This is a genomic window from Stenotrophomonas sp. STM01 (genome assembly GCF_014852135.1).
GTDB lineage: Bacteria > Pseudomonadota > Gammaproteobacteria > Xanthomonadales > Xanthomonadaceae > Stenotrophomonas > Stenotrophomonas capsici.
In genome coordinates this window covers 158,998-177,539 of sequence record NZ_JACVBA010000003.1, presented here as the reverse complement: position 1 = coordinate 177,539, position 18,542 = coordinate 158,998, and the positions used below count along the sequence as shown (strand labels likewise).

Sequence of the window (18,542 nt, the reverse complement as noted above, 5' to 3'; positions counted from 1 at the left end):
TCGTCATTGCGCCCATCCATCGCGTACCCGCCTCCCCCACGGGCGCGCGGCACCGGCCCCGCTCCTCCCTCCGGAACCCATGAACGACATCGACCCTGCGCCGTCTTCATTACGCCCCGCCGCACAGCAACTTGGCGCGGTGCTCTGGCCCAGCTTCTTCGCCGCCGTGGTCGCCGCTGCGCTGTTCTTCTCGGTGGTCGACCCCCTGAAACTGGCCGCCACCAGCCTGCCGCAGCACGGCATCAGCCGCGAACTGGGCTACACCATCGGCTTCCTGCTGCTGTGGCTGGCCACCGCCTCGGCCAGCGCCGTCACCGCGTTGTTGCTGCGCCCGCGCAGGGATGCCGACGACGGAAGCGCCTTCGAATGAGCCTGTCGCAAGGCAAGCGCGCCCGCACCGCGCTGCGCACGGCCGTCGCGCTGGCGCTGCTGGCCGCGTTCTACCTGCTGCCGTGGCTGCGGCTGGATGGCCAGCCGATCCTGCTGCTGGACCTGTCGGCGCGGCGGTTCCATCTGTTCGGGTACAGCCTGCAGCCGGAGAACGCCCTGCCCCTGTTCTGGCTGGTCACCGCGGCCGCCGCATTGCTGTGCCTGGTCACGGTGATGTGCGGCCGGCTGTGGTGCAGCCATGTCTGTCCGCAGACCGTGCTGACCCGGGTATTCCGCAAGCTCGACCAGCTCACCGCCTTCGATGGCCCGGCCGCCCGCTTCGGGCCGGCGCTGCGGCACGTGCTATGGGCCGCCATCGCGCTGTGGACCGGCATCAGCTTCGTCGGCTACTTCAGCCCCATCGGCGGCCTGATCCATGACCTGACGCATTTTTCGCTGGGCATGTGGGAAGGCTTCTGGATCGTCTTCTACGCATTGGCCACCTGGGCCAACGTGGTCTACCTGCATGAACAGGTCTGCAGCCACCTGTGCCCTTACAGCCGCGTGCAGCACCTGATCACCGATGCACGCACGCCCACCGTCCGCTACATCGCCGCGCGCGGCGAGCCGCGCGGCCCACGCCCACACGGCGGCCCGAGCGTGCTGCATCGCTCGCGCGGGCTGCTCGACCCGGTGACCGCCAACGACTACGTGTTTCGTGCCGCCCATCCGACCATTGCCGGCGCCTTGCCCAAATTCAACCCCGAGCACCTGGGCGACTGCACCGATTGCGGGGCCTGCCTGCAGGCGTGCCCGATCCGGCTGGATATCCGCAATGGCCATTCCAGCCATTGCATCGAATGCGGCGCCTGCGAAGACGCCTGCGACGAGGCGATGGTGCTCCGGCATTTCCCCGAAGGCCTGATCCGACGCATGGCGCCGGAGCCGGACGGCGGGCAGCCCCCGCCCGCGCTGCGCGTCAAACCCCTGCTGTTCACGGCCGCCATGCTGGTGGCGCTGGTACTGACCATCGTTACCGCGGGGGCGCCGTACTGAGCCCCCCCTCCTGGAGGGCAGACACGAAAAAGCCGGCCCTGGGCCGGCTTTTCTGTTTCCACCCCCGCTGCGGGGAGTGGTGGGCGGTACAGGGCTCGAACCTGTGACCCCTACCATGTCAAGGTAGGGAAATGGGGATCCAGGAGCCACCATGACACCCTATGCCATTGATTCATATAACCATGAACAACCATGCTCACCACTATCTTTTCCGTACATTTTCCGTACCAGCTGAAATGCGGGTAGACTGCGCCGCCCTCGCCGCATTCGATAGACCACGTGCCAGACCTGTCCCTTGTCAAAACCCGAGAGAAGCTGAAAGCCAATCGAGAGCCGCATTGGCAGAAGTTAGGGGCCGGACAATTCATCGGATATCGCGTGCCAGCAGGCACATGGATCGCTCGCCACTACGACCCTGTGGCAATCAAGTACGTATCCCGCTCACTGGGCGACTACGCCAACCTGCCACCGAACGAGCGTTACGGCGCGGCGGTCAAGGCAGCCCGCGAATGGCTCGACCATCTGGCACGTGGTGGTTCCAAGGAGGTCCTAACAGTCCAGGACGCCTGTGAACGGTATGCCGAAGAAAAACCCGACGCCGCCAAGCGCTTCCCGCGTTACGTCTATAACGACCCCATCGCGCACATCCAGCTGCAGAGGCTGACCGACCGGCACGTCCGGGCATGGCGCAAGCGGCTGGAAGCAACCCCTGCTGAGGTCTCCAAGAACAAGAAGGGGCCAAAGGTCACCCGCCCACGCAGCCCTGCGACTGTAAACCGGGACATAGTGCCCTTTCGGGCCGCTTTGAACATGGCGCTTGATAGCGGCGACGTTCTGACAGCTAACGCATGGAAGAAGGCGCTGGAACCAGCCGAAGCGAACCAGCGCCGCGAACTCTATTTGAACAAAGAGCAGCGAAAGCGACTATTGGACACCATCACCGGGGACACCGCCATCCTCGCCCGCGCCCTTTGCTTGCTCCCGGTGCGCCCTGGTGCGCTCGCCGATGCTGACGTGTCGCACTACGACAGCCACCTTGGCTTCCTCTCCATCACTGCCGATAAAGCAGGTGCTGGCCGCAAGCTACCTCTGTCACAGGGCATGAGAACCATGCTGGACAGCCTGTGCCGGAACAAGCTGCCGAACACCCCGCTGTTCATGCGCGACGACGGAACACGCTGGAACAAGGATAAATGGAAAAAGCCATTCAAGCAGGCAGCCGCGTTGGCCAACCTCCCGAAAGAAACCTCCGCGTATACCCTCCGACACTCGGTCATCACTGATCTGGTGTCCTCCGGGCTAGATCTGTTCACCGTCGCTCAGCTGGCGGGCACCTCCGTACGAATGATCGAAAAGCACTACGGCCACCTCCAGCAGCATCTAGCCGCCAAGGCACTCGAAACACTCGCCATCTGATCAGTATCGCCACTCCTCATGACTGACACATCCGCGGGCGGATAACGCTGTAGAAGCCTCCATTCACTTGATGCAAATGGGGATCATGTAATTTTCTTTCTGCTTTTCGCGCATCAATCCATGCGTTAACTTCTGACCCAGCCCAGGCTACTGCCCTAGGGCCAATCGTTACCTTTATCGGGAACCTCCCTGATCGCTCAAGCCGATCAAGCGCAGTAGCACTGAGCCCCGTCCTTCTCAGAACTTCGCAACGCCGAATCAAGCGATCCTCCATGCCCGCATCAACGTCAGGGCCATTCGGGGAAGTATTTTCTGTTTGCTTTTCCATCTTCTTATTTAACGAACACATGGGTACATGCTTAGGATTTAATTTAACCAGTTCAGTCTGTAGCCAAGCCCGCGAAAGAACCCCGAATTTCAATGTCATTCAATAGCATCTGACCATCACCCCGGCTCTAACTTGCCCCAACGAGGGCTGGAGAAAGGACTACCTCGGCGATGCTCTGGTCAGCGCCTGCCAGGTGAAGTACATGGCCATGCCCGACGACTTCACTCGTAAGCTGGAGTCAGTTACTAGGGAAGGTCTGAACAATTCCCCTGAAGATGTCAGACTGCGCTCCACGATTTGAGAGCCTGATTCGCCCATGCAACTGACCTTTGGCGACGCTGAACAACAAGGCCGAAGCAAGCGCACTCGACGAGATATCTTCCTGTCGGAGATGGAGCAGGTTGTGCCGTGGAAGGCGCTGTTGGCGCTGATCGAGCCGCACTACCCGAAGACAGGCGGCCCAGGCCGGCAACCGTATCGGCTCGAAACCATGCTGCGTATCCACTAGCTGCAGCAGTGGTCTCCTTGGGGCTAGTTTGCCCGGAGACCTCTAAAAATGACTGGATCAAGTTTACGGGGAGGCGACAGGTAGATCTGCGAGTAGACATCAGCAACTGATCATTCGTTAGAATCAAGGCTCAGTCTGTAGTGCTCAGGGGGAACTAGAAGGTATGTCAGCGATTGTGTCGAGCAATTTCGCTTTCCTTTCCAACCAAGAGCCGCTCCTGCATCAGATTGCGACGGCAGCGGAAGCCTCTTTCTACTCAGACTCAAACGTTACGCTGGTCAAGCTACGCCAGCTGGCAGAGCACCTGACACGGAACGCTGCTGCCAGGCTTGGTATAGCCTCGGGCACAGATGAAAGCTTCTTCAGCCTAATCGCCTCCCTCAAGTCACGAATCGACGTTGACGAGAAGGTCACACGACTTCTGCACCACCTCCGCAAGAGCGGAAACGAAGCGGTGCATGAGTACCGGCACGACCAGGTCGAAGCTGAAAGAGCATTGCGCTCCGCGCGCGAGGCTTGCATCTGGTACTACCGCACGTTCTGCAGTCCTCATCCAACCTTCAAGCCCGGTCTGTTCATCAAACCACGCGACTGGAAGCAGGAGGAGGGGGATCTGCGAGCGGAAATCGCTCGCCTCAAGGTCGAGCTCGAGGAACGGCGAAATGACTCCGAGAAGAGCAGAGAACTCGTCCGAAGTCTCAAGGAACAGGAGGATCGCCTGCACGCCATCGTCAACGAGCGCACATTTGACGCCGAAGCCTCGCTCGCCTTGGCTGAGGAGCAGGAGAAGAAACTGCAATCACTCGCGGCCGAGTACGAAGAACGTCTGGCTGAGATCGCGCACCGGATGCAATGGGACGACGATGCTGCGACAACCATTTCGGAGCGATCCAGGCAGGCGGGCAAGCACGTCCAGGCAGAGTGGGCACCGGAGATCCGGCTGCGAGATGCGTTCGATAGACACCACCTAACCGCCAATCAGGAGAGCCTCGTTCTTGACCTTGAGGCGTTCCTGGTCGCCAAGAACGAGCACGTCTTCATCCTGTCCGGCCATGCCGGCACTGGCAAGACCTTCATCACCAAAGGGCTTTCCGAATTTCTCGCCGCTGCAGGTAGACAGTGCGTCCTGACTGCCCCGACCGGGAAGGCTGCCCGTGTCATCACGCAGAAGTCGGGGCGAACCGCGACCACGATCCACAAGAAGATCTACTCCATGGATGACATCCGGGAGTACAAGGTCGACGATCTGGACGGTTCCGAGACATACAAGCTGTATGCAGAGCTTGAGGTCAACAATGACGCCGACAATACCGTGTATGTCGTTGATGAATCATCAATGGTTTCCGATGTGTACTCGGAAGGAGAATTCTTCCGCTTCGGCTCGGGAAAGCTACTAAGTGACCTAATAAAGTATGTGAATCTCGATCACAATGACCACGCCAAGAAGGTCATCTTCATTGGGGACGCCGCCCAGCTTCCGCCGGTGGGAATGAATTCCTCTCCGGCACTTGATCAACGGTATCTTGCCAAGACATTCGGCGTGACCACTATCCGCAGATTTGAGCTGTCAGAAGTCGTTCGCCAAGACGCTGACAGCGGCATACTTTCGTCCGCCAACACGCTGCGGGACTCGCTCTCGAAGAAGATCTTCAACAAGCTCGCTCTAGCTACAGACGCTCCGGACGTGCAGACATGCCCCGAGGCCGACGACATTGTTACTGGCTATCTGACAGCGAGCGGCAACAAAGTCTCTGACGTGGCCATGATCATTGCCAGTTCGAATGCCGACGTGGCGTCGTTCAATGAACAGGTACGCCGCCGGCTTTTCCCTGATAACAAGTATGTCACCCAAGGCGACAAGCTTGTTGTGGTAATGAACTGCGTCGTGGACGGAAACACTCTCAACAACGGCGATCTCGTTTACGTTACGCGCGTTGGAGACGTGCCGGACTCCAGGTCGGTCACGCTCCGAAACAAGAACAAGTCAACAGGAAAAGTGGAAGAGACGGAGGTGACCCTCCGGTTCAGGGACGTGCAGATCGGTTTCCGACTTCCCAGCGGCGAGGTGGTGCGTGCGAACGTCAAGATCGTCGAGAGCCTGCTGTACAGCGGTCATCCCAACCTTAACTCCGACGAGTCGAAAGCACTGTACATCGACTTTAGGCGTCGCAATCCTCACCTGCCCAAGGGAGGGAAGGAACTGCGTGATGCGCTTCGAGATGATCCATACTTCAACGCCTTGCGTGTGAAGTTCGGCTATGCGCTGACTTGCCACAAGTCTCAGGGAAGCGAGTGGGCGGACGTATTCGTCCAGTGCAAGACCCACCACGCGAATCCCCGCACCGAGGAATACTTCCGCTGGCTGTACACGGCCATTACCCGCGCAAGCAAGCGAGTCCACCTCCTCAACCCGCCTCACTTCCGCCCTTGGCATGACTTTGGCGGCGCTGGCAAACCTGGCCAGCCGCGACCTGCAACGCCGCTCTCGAATCCGGACCCTGACGCACCGGCTACTGAGGACTCCGTTCCTCCTCCCGTGCCGCCATCCGAGCCTGATCTCGCTCGTTCAGATATAGCTGGCGAAAGCACTCCCGCCCCACGTACTGGCGATCTCATCCTGGATGGCATCTACCACGCAGTGTCCAACAGACTTGCAGACATGGCGGGGGTAAGAATCGAAAGGATCGATCACCATGCCTGGCAGGAGGCCTACTACATCTCCGACGGAACGCGCTTTACCAGAATCAACATCGCGTACAACGGCAAGGGCATCGCCGGCAGCATCATGCCTGTCCCAAGGGACGAGTTCGGCCTCGAGATCGCCGATCGACTTTCAGGGATCAAAGGCCGCCAGTTCCACCATCCAAAGCCACCCAATGCCCAGGAATCGCGGTTCACGCGCGATGTCTTCAATGAGTTCTTCCCAGTGTTCTCCAAGGCAGCCGTCTCGAACGGCCTCCAGATAATCGGGGTCACCGAGGAGGCTTGGAACCTGCGCCTCGTGCTGGCCAGCGGCACCACAAGAGGTGAACTCGCGATCTACTGCGATGGCAAAGGGCGCATCAACAAGCACGCTTGGATCGGTCGTCCGCCACAGGATCCGTCCCTGCATCAGGTACTGGACGCAACCATGGCCAACCTCTGACCCACTAAGGAGCCGGCTTAGCTCGCCGCCGAGATCCGCACCGCCCGCCAGCTATATCCCTCCTTCTTGGGGTGACGGGCGTAGACCGCCACAACGCCGACCTCATCGACGTGCTCTGGGACAGTCTTCACCACATGGGGCGGCACGAAAACATCTTCCACGAAGGCATGCGCCGAGGACTCGGCGCGCCGCAGCCGTCCCTGAATTTGCTTCACATCCGTATCAGTCAATTGAGCGGGACTAGCGGCGAACAGATCGATGCGACCATTCCTCGGATTCGTCGTCATCCGGAACGACACTCCGTCGCCAGCGCCCATCTTGTTGCCCGAAGTGGAGTGATTGTCGACAGTGAAATCACCAAGATCACGGCCGGCAAAGATCCGCATGGGCTTCCCGTCGGCGGCCTCCTGAACAACAACCCCGCGGCCAACGGTCGTACGATCCCACGCCTGTCCGTCCGGACGAGGGATGATCTGAACAACCGTCTCCTCGGTCTCGCCGGCTTGCCGGCCAAGCACCAAGGCCACGGGCTCCCCCTGCCTCCATGGAACCTTGCGAAGATGCGGCCCAAGGGTGCTGACCGACTTGCCTTCTTCGCGCATGACTGCAAATCGTGTCCGAGGTCGTGGCTTCCATCCCGGCTTGGCGTCCGGCGGAGGCGGAAGATTCAGCACACCGAGGAACGTTGCCGGTCGCGTTTCGACTTCATCGAAGCAAAGGGCGAGTGCCAGCGGGGCGTGTTCCGCGTAATAGCGCTTCGGATCCTGCGCATCCGTCGTTTCAGGACCGTACCAAGGCTCGCGCATGAGACTTTCCAGCTCGTCTCCCAAGCGCCACCCTTGCTCCTCCCGACTGGACGCTGCGATCCTGATTTCGACGGAGGCTTGCGCGAACTCACCACGCTCAGCCAGCATCTCTGCCAGCTCCCGGTGTGCCTTGGCCACAAACTCTGGAGATGAAGGACACAAAAGGGCTTGGCAAAAGCAAGCATGCGCTAGGTCGGGGTCATCCGTTACGTACAGCCGACCTGCTTCGGCCCAGACCCAGAACTCATTCCGCTTGGCCTTGATCACGGCCGAAAGAGCACGCGCTGCCTCATCGTAGCTCTCCAGCCGTCGCAGCATGCCAGCCCTATCCCACTGCAGCCACAGGCTGTCGTCACCTTCGGCAACGGATGTCGCGGCGTCCAGCCACTGCACCGCTTCTTCTATGCGCTGAACCGAGGCGTCGCGGGCTTTCGTCCATTTCGTTAACGCGCGCGCGATCGATACAACTAGGGCCGGCCAGGTTCCGTCATTGGATGACTGGGCACTCCAGTCCTCTTCTCTGAGCCCTTCGATGCCAACCCATTTGACGAAGGCGGCGAACCTGGGGAACTCGGGGCCAATACGGCACAGCTGTTGCAACACCACCGAGCAGGCCATGCCGGGGCGTTGGGCCGGTAGCTTTGTGAACTCCGTTAGCGCCCGATCGATACGGTGCAAATCGGTTTGCTGGGGGCGCTTGTCGGCCTTTACTGCATCAGTCGCATTCTTGAGTGCAGGCTTGGCCTCAAAGTAGATCAACCATTCCAGCTCAGAGCGCGTACGAAAATCGCGAGGATCAGCCTCCAGAAGGTCGTATCCAAGCTTCTTTCCTTCGACGAAGTTTTCTTGCTTTCGCAACCCTCGAACGTCTTTCCAATCCACCACATTCCCCAAAATGGGCTGACACTGTCATACATAATAATCAATAAAAGACTCACGCCGCTGATTACTGACGTTGTAACGTCCGCCATTGCAACTTCTGGAGTTACCGGGATTTAGTGGACACTTGGGCGGCGAGGTCGATGTGCCGCTTCGAACTCGATGGGGCTAACGCCACCGAGGTGGCTGTGTCGACGTATTCGATTGTAGAAGCCCGATGTACTCGGATACGTCCAAGACCTTGTCCCCAGAATGCTGGTAACTCCAGACTGAGCCGCCAAATAAAGCCTCATACGGAACGATCAGCCTTTAAGAATGAGCCATGTAGGGCATAGTTAAGACAATCGTTTTCCGTTGAAAGGTAATGCTATGGCTTCCAGCACTCCGCAGATGCGCCGCTTAGCCCGCTTAAAGCTTGACCAGACGGGCGATTGGCTGCGTCAGGTTCTGCCTAAGCTCCGTCCAGTACCTTGTGGTGGCTGGATTGCGGCCACGCGTGATGCCTTGGGGATGTCGCGAGTCGAGCTTGCACGACGGCTGGGGATGTAACCCAGCTCGGTGGTCAAGCTGGAGAACAGCGAGCGCGCCGGCAAGGTACAGATCGACACTTTGCGCCGCGCAGCTGCGGCCATGGATTGCGAAGTGGTCTTGCTTGTGGTGCCAAGACAGCCATTGCAAGTCAGTGTGGATCAGCAGCGCCTGAAGCTCTACAACACCATGTTCAACCGGGTTGCGGCCCACATGAAGCTGGAAGACCAAGCGGTCTCCGAGGATCTAAGTCGTCATCTTCTACAGCAGGCCGAAACCGTGATTCCAGACTCCGCACTGTGGCGAGCGCAGGAGGGAGAGTAATAAGGTCTACCTGAAGTCACGACTGCTTGCCTCTATATCGCCAAGCAATTGATTAAGGTTGGTCATCCGTTCGGCGATCAAGTGTGAAACGCCCTCCACCCGCTCCCATCGCCCTTCGATGCCGAGCAACCGACTCTCGACCAGCGTCCGGCGCTGCCGCTGCATCACCTGCTGCCAGACGACGACGTTGATCATGCCATTCTCATCTTCCAGCGTCACGAAGATCACCCCGCTGGCCGCGGGAGGCGATTGCCGCATGCGCACGATGCCGGCACGGCGCACGCGCCTGCCGTGGGGCAGCGCTTCCAGTTGCGCCGAACGCAGGTAGAGACGCGCCTCCAGTTGCCGGCGAATGAAGCGCATCGGGTGCCTGCCCAATGTGGTCCCCGTGGTGCTGTAGTCCGCTTGCGTGTCCTGCCATGGGGTGGGCAGCGGCAAGGCCGGTGCGGGCTCGCAGGTTCCCGGCAGGCCCTCGAACAGCGGCAGCGTCTTTTCCACGCCTGATGCCTGCCAGCGTGCGCGATGGCGATGCCCGGCCAGCCCCTTCAATGCGCCCGCGTCGGCAAACAATGCAAGATGGCGGGAATCCAGATCCACGCGATGGCTGAGGTCGGCCACATCGGTGAAGCCCCGATGTGGCCGTTGCCCTGCCAGCCTCCCGGCCACAGCCGACTGGAACCAGTCAATCATCCGAAGTCCGAGGCGGACTTCAGGATTTCCCGATCCATCATCGCGGGCAAACTCCAATGTGCAATCCCACTGGCTGTAGCGCACCTCCACCGGCCGTACCTTGACACCATGGCGGCGGGCGTCCTGCAGGATCTGGTCCGGGGTATAGAAACCCATCGGCTGGCTGTTTATCAGGCTGGCCGCAAACACCGCCGGTTCGTGACGTTTGAGCCAGCAACTGGCATACGTGATCAATGCAAAGCTGGCGGCATGGCTCTCGGGAAAACCGTAACTGCCGAAGCCCTTGATCTGGCGGAAGAGCTGCTCGGCATAGTCGTGGCTGTAGCCGCGCTCGAGCATGCCCTGCGTCAGCTTTTTCCGGTACGGCTCCAGCCCGCCCCGGCGCTTCCATGCCGCCATCGAACGACGCAGCGCATCGGCCTCGCCCGGGGTGAAACCGGCCGCCGCCACCGCCAGCTGCATCACCTGCTCCTGGAACAGCGGCACGCCCAGCGTGCGCTCGAACACATGATCCAGTTGCGGGGGGTATCCGAAGCCTTCGCCCTTGGCGACGTTGTTGTAGATCGGTCTCCCACCACTAGATCCGTTGGGCTTGGTCTTGGCCTTCAGCAACGACCAGTTGATCTCCAAGCGGCCCTTGTGGAGACGGGTGTGGAAGACAAGGGGGCAAACTGAGCCTTGTGCTCTTCCCTGGTGGTCGCTTCGCCAGGTAGGTCCTTGGTGCTCTTTCGGGCTTCCTTGAAGGATGAACCCAGCTGCTTAGCTTCGATCTCGATCAGTGCCTCTAGGACAGTAACCTGCTTGCTCAGGTCTTCGATGATGTGGGCCAGCTGGTCCAGGTCCAGCTCGTAAAGTTGGTGCTGCATATTTCTCCTGTTCCCCATATATCTACTTGCTATGGGAATGGAAAATTTCCCACACAGGGAAAGCAGGCAGAAGCGGGTTTTCAGGGTTAACAAAAGATCGTTTCCCCGTGCATGGGGGAGCCCCACCGTCCCCACGCATTGCATGGGAATGGAGATGCGTTCACAGACTAGGGCGCTCGTCCCAAGCATGGGGACGGATACGTTTTCCCATGCAGCAGTAGTGTGTGAACGAGGGGATTTTCCCATAGCCAATTTCGCGGATTTCGCTATGGGATGGTCATCCCCGGCAACGCGGTTAGAGCTGGCCCCAAATGCTCCGCATCCCACGTCACCAGGCCTACAGGTGATGCTTGCGGCCGCAAATTGAGGTCCAGGACTGCTGCTGAGTCATCATTGCCTTCACCGTCAGGAAGCATGCCGGCTAAAAGGGTCGAGATTCTTCATTCCTCAAGACTATTGCTACGCGGGGCTTTCGCCGTGGTTTCGCCTGCGGGTCACACCGATAAAGGTCGATATTTTTTCGATACCATACCCAACACCCTCATTTTTTGGGCCTTACAGGGCTGAAAAGATTGAATTTATTTGGCGCTCGTTTCCCTTGCGCCCCAAGCCTTTCGGGTAGAAATTCGCTCCACCTGCCCCGCCAAAAGGTCGAGATTGTTTGCGGCGCCCCAAGGAAGGTGGCTCTTTGACCCCTCACCCCAGTGATTTGGTCGAGCTTCTTGGCAGCCCGAGGAGCTTGAAATCCGGCTCGCAGCTCCGCGTCAGTCGACAACTACGCCTCAATGTAATCGCCCACTGAAAGCGGGAATCCCGTCAGTGGTGAGGTTGCCTTTGAGTGCTGGCGTAGATCATCACAGAGCGGGATCCATACGCGAAGCCGCGATTTTCCGGTACAGCTGATGGGAGAGGATTGGATGCAATCATTTCTCCCCCGGATTCGTCGGGGGTGCGATCATTTCTCCACGCCCCCTACTCGTAGCAATCGGCCTGGATTCGGGGGGAGCCCCCCCTTCACAACTAGCCCCATTGGGCTCTAGGAGGTGTGGAGAAATGATCGCACCCCCTGGGGTTCGCGAGGCCTCTCAGCCCTACTCGGCGGCCCCAGGATATGTATCCCTTTCCGCGCCTCGTCACTCGCCGCACCCTGAAGAAACCCTAGATATAGTACCTATCCGGAAATTTTCACCATATATCTAGCGATAATTCACAAGAAATGATCCCCACCCCTGACGACTCAGACCGGTGAAGCGACAAGTCGGCAGTCCTCTTTGGACGCTTGGGTGCGATCGTTTCTCCACGCCAAATTCGTGGGGGGGGGTGCGACTATTACTCCACATCCCTACATGTCGCAATCGGCCTGGATTCGGGGACCGTACGCACTTCACAACTGCCACCACTGGGCTTTATGAAGTGTGGAGAAATGATCGCACCCCTGGGATCAGTCCTGGATCGCCTTCAACAGGCAATCCCTGGCATCTGCGTAAAACTGGATGTCGATCCGGGTTGCCATGTCATCGGATAAGTCGATCAGCTGACGCCGACAAGAAACCGGCATCAATACCGCGTTGGCCCCTTTCTCCACGCCGAGCTCCACCAGATTGACTGGATCGTGCACTGGCTCGATCGATCCACCCAGATTGATCTCCCCAATCACGATCAGACCACCGCGAACGCTGCGTTTGAGCAGCGCCGTGCACAGGGCCACCAGGCAACCAACACCGACCTTCCCACCCGCCTTCGCTGCATCAAAAGCCCGCAGCTGTGCAGTGAATTCGTGCTGGCGCGGATCCTTGTCTCCAACCAGCTGCTGCGAACGCGCGTACAGGTTCTGCTCGGCGTACCCCATGCTCTCGCGAAAGGCAGGCGGTACAGGCTTGTTGAGGATCTTCACCCCCGAACCGGGCCCTTCATTCACCTCGATCCTGAAGAGCCCTGGATGCTCGTCGTCCGTACCCGGGCTGATCGTCCATACCTGCCCGGGCTCAAGCGGATCATCGCCAATCCCTCCGGAGCTCTGGATTTCCGGCGTAGACACGAAACGCTCGATGCCGTCCTCGCCCAACACGTAGCTGAAATGCGTATTGCGGAACTCGGCAGCACCGATCCGCTTCTGCTGCTCCTTAACCCGGCGCCTGGCCTCCAATGCGATGCGAACGGCCCACTCGATGTCCTCATCCGGAACATCGGCGGCAACCGGGTACAGGAGCTTCAGCAAACCACTGACCGTTTTGTTCACTGCGGTCGTGTCCCGCCCCGACAAGGCACCGCCATATTGCACGCGCCCTTGCAGCACACCCACTCGACTCTCCCCCCGCAGCTGGCTCCAGCACTCTGACAAAAAATCGCTGACCAGACCGAAATGACTGGTCAGCAGGTCGCGATTGACCTTGGGCACGTCCCAGCCCGGCAGGAAGGCATGGATGCGGTCCATGAACGCCGTATCGTCCCGCATCTCGGGCGGCATGGGTCCGAACAGGTGACCCACCCGCTGCTGATGTTCAACATCCACATCAAAATTGCCCACCAGCACGATGCTGCCATCGGCTCGGATGCTTTCCTTGCCGCGACTGAACTCACCGGACTCCATGTAGCCCTTCATGATGTTCACGCCGTCCTTCTGGTCAAAAGAGACACCAGACACTTCATCAAAGCAAACCACGTCGTACTGGCAGACCAGGCCGCGCTGGCCAGTCGAGTTGTTCACGAACATCTTCGCCACAGTGGCCTTGCCACCTGAAATCAGGTGCGCATAGGGCGAAACCTGCTGGAAAAGATGGCTCTTGCCAGTCCCGCGCGGACCCAGCTCTACCAGGTTGTAGTTGCGCTCGACGAAGGGGACCATGCGCAACAGCAGCGCATCCTTCTGCCGGTCGGACAGATTGCCCGATTCCATGCCAATTGAGCGCAACAGGAAATCTTTCCACTGTCCCGTTGAGAACCCTGCCCTTGCCCGACCAAGCTTCTCCAGTACATCTCGACTGGACAGCTGGATTTCCCGGATCGCATCGACGCCGAACGGTCGCCCGTTTTTCTCCTGGGCGATAGCCGCGTCATAGTCCAACGTGACTTCGGCGTAGAAGCCGCCCGTGAGCATGCGCTCATGCCGGCTCACTTGCTCGGCGGAGATTCGCACGTCCTTGAGCTGAAGGCTGGGTAGCGTGGCCAAATAGCTGTCGGTCTTTGTATCCAGCCGTGCAGTGACCAGATCGATCAGCTTGATCTGTCCCTGCTCACGCGCCCGGGATTTGAACAACTCCTGCTCGCCCGCCTTGACGGTCTTGGACTGCAGCTGTCGCTGCACGACCTCCAGCCCTTCCTCGATCTCATCTGGATCCACGCTCGCGCAGTAGCGGCCCAGCAGAAACTCGACTACGTAGGTTGGTACCGGGAACTGGCGGCTGAAAGTCCGGACCAGATCCTTACGGACCAGATAGCCGTCCAAGGCTTCGATAGCGAAGCGATCGATTTCATCAAGCTCAAGGTTCATTCGTTCACTCCAACCGTGACCGGCCGCTGCGAAAGCAGCGCCCCATCTGCATCAACAATCACGAGGTAAGCCTCCCGGCCTTGCAGATCCTCGTCTTCCACGATCAGGGAGCAAGCGCCATGTGTGGAGAACGGTTTCCTGGTCACCACGACGCTGCTTCCTGAGTCCCCTGCCTCAAGCCTGACATCGGCGGATGCGCCCGCCGCTGGCTCTTCCAGCGACACCGAAAGTCGAAGACCTTTCCAGCTCATGTCACCAATTCGCACCTGCCTCCGCGTCGGGCGGCCCCGAGAGGTCACCGTCAGCTGCAGGACCAAGCATTCCTGCAGGCTCAGCCCGCCATGGGCGTACTCCTCGCCATTCTTGTAACAGGCCACCCCGTCCGCCAGCGCAACAAGCTGTGCAGGATCCCAGTACCAGGGATATAGCCGCTCGTCCGAGTGGGCGCCTTCCTTGAGCACCGCGCAGCGCCCCCATTTGGTTGAAGTCAGAACCTTCGGCAGATCGACCTTCGGCAGGTTGCCGGGCAGCAGCAGCCATCCGTGATCGGTAACCACACGCACCTGCTCCCAACCGGCTGCCAGCAGAGCCGAGATTCGCTCGGCAATCTCCGCAAGCAGGGATTGTGCATGCAACGCCAGCTTCCAGCCTCGCGTGTGCCCCTCTTGGTCAATGTCGCCGAACTCGCACCAGGCCTGTCCGCCCGGCACGCCCACTTCTGCACCGGTCAACAGCTGCCACCCCGCGTCCGTCAGGGCCTTGCGCAACTGCTGCGTCGTCAATGCCGCGCCAGTTGCCGCAACTCCGGGTACGAAGTCTTCCGCCCCGACCCTCCCTCCGAACCGCTCGGCCACCGGTGCAACGGCTGCCTTGCCGGTGGCGGTCACGCTGGGCAATGCCGTCCAGGCGGGGTGTTCGGCCACCTCCAGCCCTCCGGAATCGAGCATCTCGATCAAGCGTCGGCCAAGGTCGAACCGCAGTCCATCCACAAACATTACGCACTGGTTCCTGGTGATATACGCCGGTGGCTTGCCTTCGCGCACACCGCCCGGCGACTTGCTTGCACTCACCAACTCCTGCAACCGCCTTGCCCCATCCGTCATCCACGGCAGATAGACACTCCGAATGGCTGCGGTGATCGCCGCGAGGCTGTCTGCCGATATGGCGTGCTCCAGAGCGCGCAGCACGGCGTCATCAGCCTGCCAACCGGTCGTCACGTAGACCGTCTGCATATCCTCTACGGTACTGGTCTCCAGAGATTGACCAGTCGCCTCCGCCAACCGGGCGAGCGGCGCCATAGCCATGGCCAGCGGTGCTTCACCCAGCGTCGCCCACACCAGGTCGCGCCGATGACGATGTTCCCGCTCCAGCCGCCGCAAGACAGCGCGGGCGTCATGCGGCGCCTGCTGGAACAGCGTTTTCAGGGAGGCCCGCAGGTCGGCTTCGCGCGCATCGTTCCACTGCGGCCAGCCACCCGCTGTTGCCGCATCGGTCAGCATGTCGAAAACAGGGGGAGTGCTGCGCCGGATCTGCGCCGGAATGTTGGGATAACGCACAGGAGCTTCGGCGAACCGCTCCCACACCAGCTGCCAAGTCCCCGTGCGGGCGGCGAGCTTGGCTGCTGCTGCCAACTCCCCGTCCTTGGGCTGGAATGCAAACTGGGCCTGGCAGACACGCAAGAATGCCGCCCAGGCATTCTCGTCGCGGGCAGCCCGGAACGCCGCAGGTGCGTCCATCCATTGCAGCAGATCACGTACCGGATCCCCACCGGTCAACAGAGTGTTGAACCAGGCGCCATCCAGACGCCGCGCCCGCAGCACCTCCAACGGTTGATCCATGATCTGGCCGAGGGCCAGCAACATGCTCTCCTTGGACTCCTTGTCCTGCCCGACATCCAGACCCAGCCCACCCTGCTCCGACTTCAGGAAGGCCAAGACCGTCCAGTCCTTGGCGTTGACCTGCGAAAACATCTGTCCGCGGTACTGCAACTCGGCCAGCGGTCTCAACTGGTCCGGGCAGTGCTCAATGGCACGCAGATCCTGACGTCCAACCTCGGGCAGATAGAGGATCGGAGGATGCGAGCCATCCAGTTGGATGGCGGGAACCTGCCCCGCCATAGCGCATCGCAGCCAGATACCCGGCCCGGTCCGGCGGGCCTCATCCAACGATCCGAGCACCAGCAGCTCCGGCAGCTCCGCCTGAAGGGCTCCGATGATGGGCCGCCACTGCGCATCCTTGTCCGGCCACAGAATGCAGTGCGGTGCACATTCTGCATCTTGGTTGAAGCGCTGCGCGCGACGCAACGCTTGGGCCAGCGCCTGCAGTGGCGTGGACGGCTCGGTCATGGTCATGCCTGTACTCCAAAATACCTGCGCACGCGCTCGATCAGGGCATCCGGCGCCTCAGCGATCTCCAACTGGCCCAGCAGCTGGGGGGAAATGTCCGTAACCACTTGCCGACAGAAGCTGGCGATATCGGCACGGATCGCTTCGGCCACCTCGATCCTTTCGTCAGGCGACAACAGTTGCGACAGCCGCAGCACGTCGCTGCGGTGCTTGCCGATATGTCGACTGTCGACCGCCTCGGAGTCGGCGGCTTTGCGTGCAGTGAGATCCAGCCAGGCCCGTGCCTTGAGGCCGATCAATGCCGGCTCGGTCACGATCCGTACCCCTGCAAGCTGCCGGGTATGAGCATGCAGAAAGTCGTAGTAGTCCTGATCGAGCAGGATGGCCGACAAGCTCTCAACCTGCTGATCAAACGGGACCGGGGTCAGGTGCGCATCTGCAGCGAGAGGCAGATGACCAGGCTCACGTGCGAAGAACTCAAGCATCGAGGGATACGCAGGATCAGCAGGCTTTGCGAAACGGTAGAAGCGTCGCCCTTCTATCCCCTCCTGGCGTACTTCATAGCCACCAGCGCGGATGAACGCCCACAGCTTTTCGCCGAACGCCGCATCAAGTGCCTCCACGCATAGCACGATGTCGAGATCCTTGGTGGCGCGAACCGGCAGACCGGCCTCTTCCAGCACCAGTTGCGTCGCCACGCCGCCGATGAGGACGTAGTGCGCCTCGTCGCCGGCAAAGAAGGCCGCAAACGTATCCAGTCCCCTCACCATGCCATCTGCTCCATCAGCGCCTCTAGGGCCAGTTGTACCCGCTCATCTTTGACATTCCCCAGACTCAGGAACAGCGACAGCGGATCCACTCGCCCCTGCGCGGCCGTTGCGTCGGGCCGATAGCGCCATAACTCAACCACACAGGTCCCGGCATCCGGCGTCGGAATGGCCGCTGGCGCGTCCTTCCGCTTCGGCCAATGGCGGCTGGCCATGGCATAGACTGGTTCGGACGGCTCGGCCAGATCGGTGGCCGCCGCCAAGGCACTTTCGCCCGCCAGAAGGTGAACGTCATGCGGCAGATCCTCCAGCCGTATCCGGATGCGCTGCCGCACCGGCGTGCGCAGCAACGGCTGGGCCTGTCGCCATACTTCGCTGGGCGCATCCGCCAAGACGAATATGCGCTCACGCCCCTCGGTCCGGCTCTTCACCAGAGCACTGGCCTCCAGTGCTTTCACGGCCTGGCTGACGCTGGCAGCCGTCCAGCCCAATGCCTCGGCAACTGCCGTGATGGCAAGCGGCGGCAGCACGCGCTGCAACAGCAGCGCGATCAACAACTGCTGCGCCACCGGCCCCAGCATATCCACCGGTTCTGGCCGCAGGCGCTGCGGACGCTGCACGGTCTCCGCGCTGCCTATCGCCGGCCAGAACAGCTGTCGGCCCGGCACCACGAACGGCTGTCCCAGCTCCACGAGGCGAGTCCGCAGATAGGGGGACAGGTGTTCAGCCACCAGGCTGGTGCCGGCAACGGGTGGATCGATACGGGTCTGAAGCTGGTCCAGCTGTTTGAGCAACTGCAAGGGAGTTGGCGCATCCGGTTGCCGCAGGAACACCACCAGCCAGGTCTTGCCGGCCAGCGTAGCCAGATGCGGCTCGTAGCGCTGCTCCAGATAGCTGGGCAGCGCGCCTGTCCACGGCTGCCATACAGGCGCCTGCCCGGTGAGCTGCTGGACGTAGGCTTCAAATTTGCCGGTAATCGGGGTCATGCGCGCCACTCTAATGCAATACAACACTAAAAAAAACAA

Annotated in this window: 12 protein-coding genes and 2 pseudogenes; 6 read left to right on the top strand and 8 right to left on the bottom strand. The window is 60.5% G+C overall.

Annotation, left to right across the window (positions count from 1 at the left end; translation table 11 throughout):
• Positions 1-79 precede the first annotated feature (79 nt).
• From IB227_RS14970 to IB227_RS14960, 3 genes are all read left to right on the top strand, one after another.
• Positions 80-370, top strand: coding sequence for a hypothetical protein (locus IB227_RS14970; protein ID WP_192288064.1), 291 nt, complete (start codon positions 80-82; stop codon positions 368-370).
• Positions 367-1,425, top strand: coding sequence for a 4Fe-4S dicluster domain-containing protein (locus tag IB227_RS14965; RefSeq protein WP_192288063.1), 1,059 nt, complete (start codon positions 367-369; stop codon positions 1,423-1,425). The genes IB227_RS14970 and IB227_RS14965 overlap by 4 nt, the downstream gene beginning before the upstream one ends.
• A 279-nt stretch (positions 1,426-1,704) precedes the next feature.
• Entirely contained in the window at positions 1,705-2,841 is a 1,137-nt protein-coding gene (locus IB227_RS14960; RefSeq protein WP_192288062.1) for a tyrosine-type recombinase/integrase, read from the top strand.
• A 16-nt stretch (positions 2,842-2,857) separates the two neighbouring features.
• Here the strand turns inward: IB227_RS14960 and IB227_RS14955 are convergent, their stop codons facing one another.
• Positions 2,858-3,115 (bottom strand): AlpA family phage regulatory protein, encoded by a 258-nt coding sequence (locus tag IB227_RS14955; protein ID WP_192288202.1) that lies wholly within the window; start codon positions 3,113-3,115, stop codon positions 2,858-2,860.
• A gap of 370 nt (positions 3,116-3,485) precedes the next feature.
• Between IB227_RS14955 and IB227_RS14950 the strand changes: the two are divergent.
• Both IB227_RS14950 and IB227_RS14945 read left to right on the top strand, forming a co-directional pair.
• Positions 3,486-3,674 (top strand): annotated as a pseudogene (locus IB227_RS14950) (IS5/IS1182 family transposase); the annotation flags it as partial.
• Positions 3,675-3,840: 166 nt separating this feature from the next.
• A complete protein-coding gene (locus IB227_RS14945) occupies positions 3,841-6,822 on the top strand; it encodes an AAA family ATPase (protein WP_192288061.1) in 2,982 nt (993 codons plus the stop codon).
• 17 nt (positions 6,823-6,839) lie between these two features.
• Here the strand turns inward: IB227_RS14945 and IB227_RS14940 are convergent, their stop codons facing one another.
• Entirely contained in the window at positions 6,840-8,510 is a 1,671-nt protein-coding gene (locus IB227_RS14940) for a tetratricopeptide repeat protein (RefSeq protein WP_192288060.1), read from the bottom strand.
• Between the two features lie 555 nt (positions 8,511-9,065).
• Here IB227_RS14940 and IB227_RS14935 point away from each other — a divergent pair.
• Complete coding sequence (locus IB227_RS14935) at positions 9,066-9,359, top strand: hypothetical protein (RefSeq protein ID WP_192288059.1); 294 nt, start codon at positions 9,066-9,068, stop codon at positions 9,357-9,359.
• A 6-nt stretch (positions 9,360-9,365) separates the two neighbouring features.
• Here IB227_RS14935 and IB227_RS14930 read toward each other — a convergent pair.
• The 6 genes and pseudogenes from IB227_RS14930 to IB227_RS14905 form a co-directional block, all read right to left on the bottom strand.
• Positions 9,366-10,577, bottom strand: a pseudogene (locus tag IB227_RS14930) (OB-fold nucleic acid binding domain-containing protein); the annotation flags it as partial.
• A 77-nt stretch (positions 10,578-10,654) separates the two neighbouring features.
• Positions 10,655-10,915, bottom strand: a complete 261-nt coding sequence (locus IB227_RS14925) for a hypothetical protein (RefSeq protein ID WP_192288058.1) — start codon at positions 10,913-10,915, stop codon at positions 10,655-10,657.
• A 1,441-nt stretch (positions 10,916-12,356) separates the two neighbouring features.
• Positions 12,357-14,405 carry a BREX system Lon protease-like protein BrxL gene (brxL, locus tag IB227_RS14920; protein ID WP_192288057.1) on the bottom strand — a complete coding sequence of 683 codons (2,049 nt, stop codon included), beginning with the start codon at positions 14,403-14,405 and terminating at the stop codon, positions 12,357-12,359.
• Positions 14,402-16,756 carry a BREX-1 system phosphatase PglZ type B gene (pglZ, locus tag IB227_RS14915; RefSeq protein ID WP_225591895.1) on the bottom strand — a complete coding sequence of 785 codons (2,355 nt, stop codon included), beginning with the start codon at positions 16,754-16,756 and terminating at the stop codon, positions 14,402-14,404. Before pglZ ends, brxL begins: the two co-directional genes overlap by 4 nt.
• Positions 16,753-17,520 carry a nucleotidyl transferase AbiEii/AbiGii toxin family protein gene (locus IB227_RS14910; protein ID WP_192288056.1) on the bottom strand — a complete coding sequence of 256 codons (768 nt, stop codon included), beginning with the start codon at positions 17,518-17,520 and terminating at the stop codon, positions 16,753-16,755. The genes pglZ and IB227_RS14910 overlap by 4 nt, the downstream gene beginning before the upstream one ends.
• Positions 17,514-18,503, bottom strand: a complete 990-nt coding sequence (locus IB227_RS14905) for a helix-turn-helix domain-containing protein (protein ID WP_192288055.1) — start codon at positions 18,501-18,503, stop codon at positions 17,514-17,516. Before IB227_RS14905 ends, IB227_RS14910 begins: the two co-directional genes overlap by 7 nt.
• Positions 18,504-18,542 lie beyond the last annotated feature (39 nt).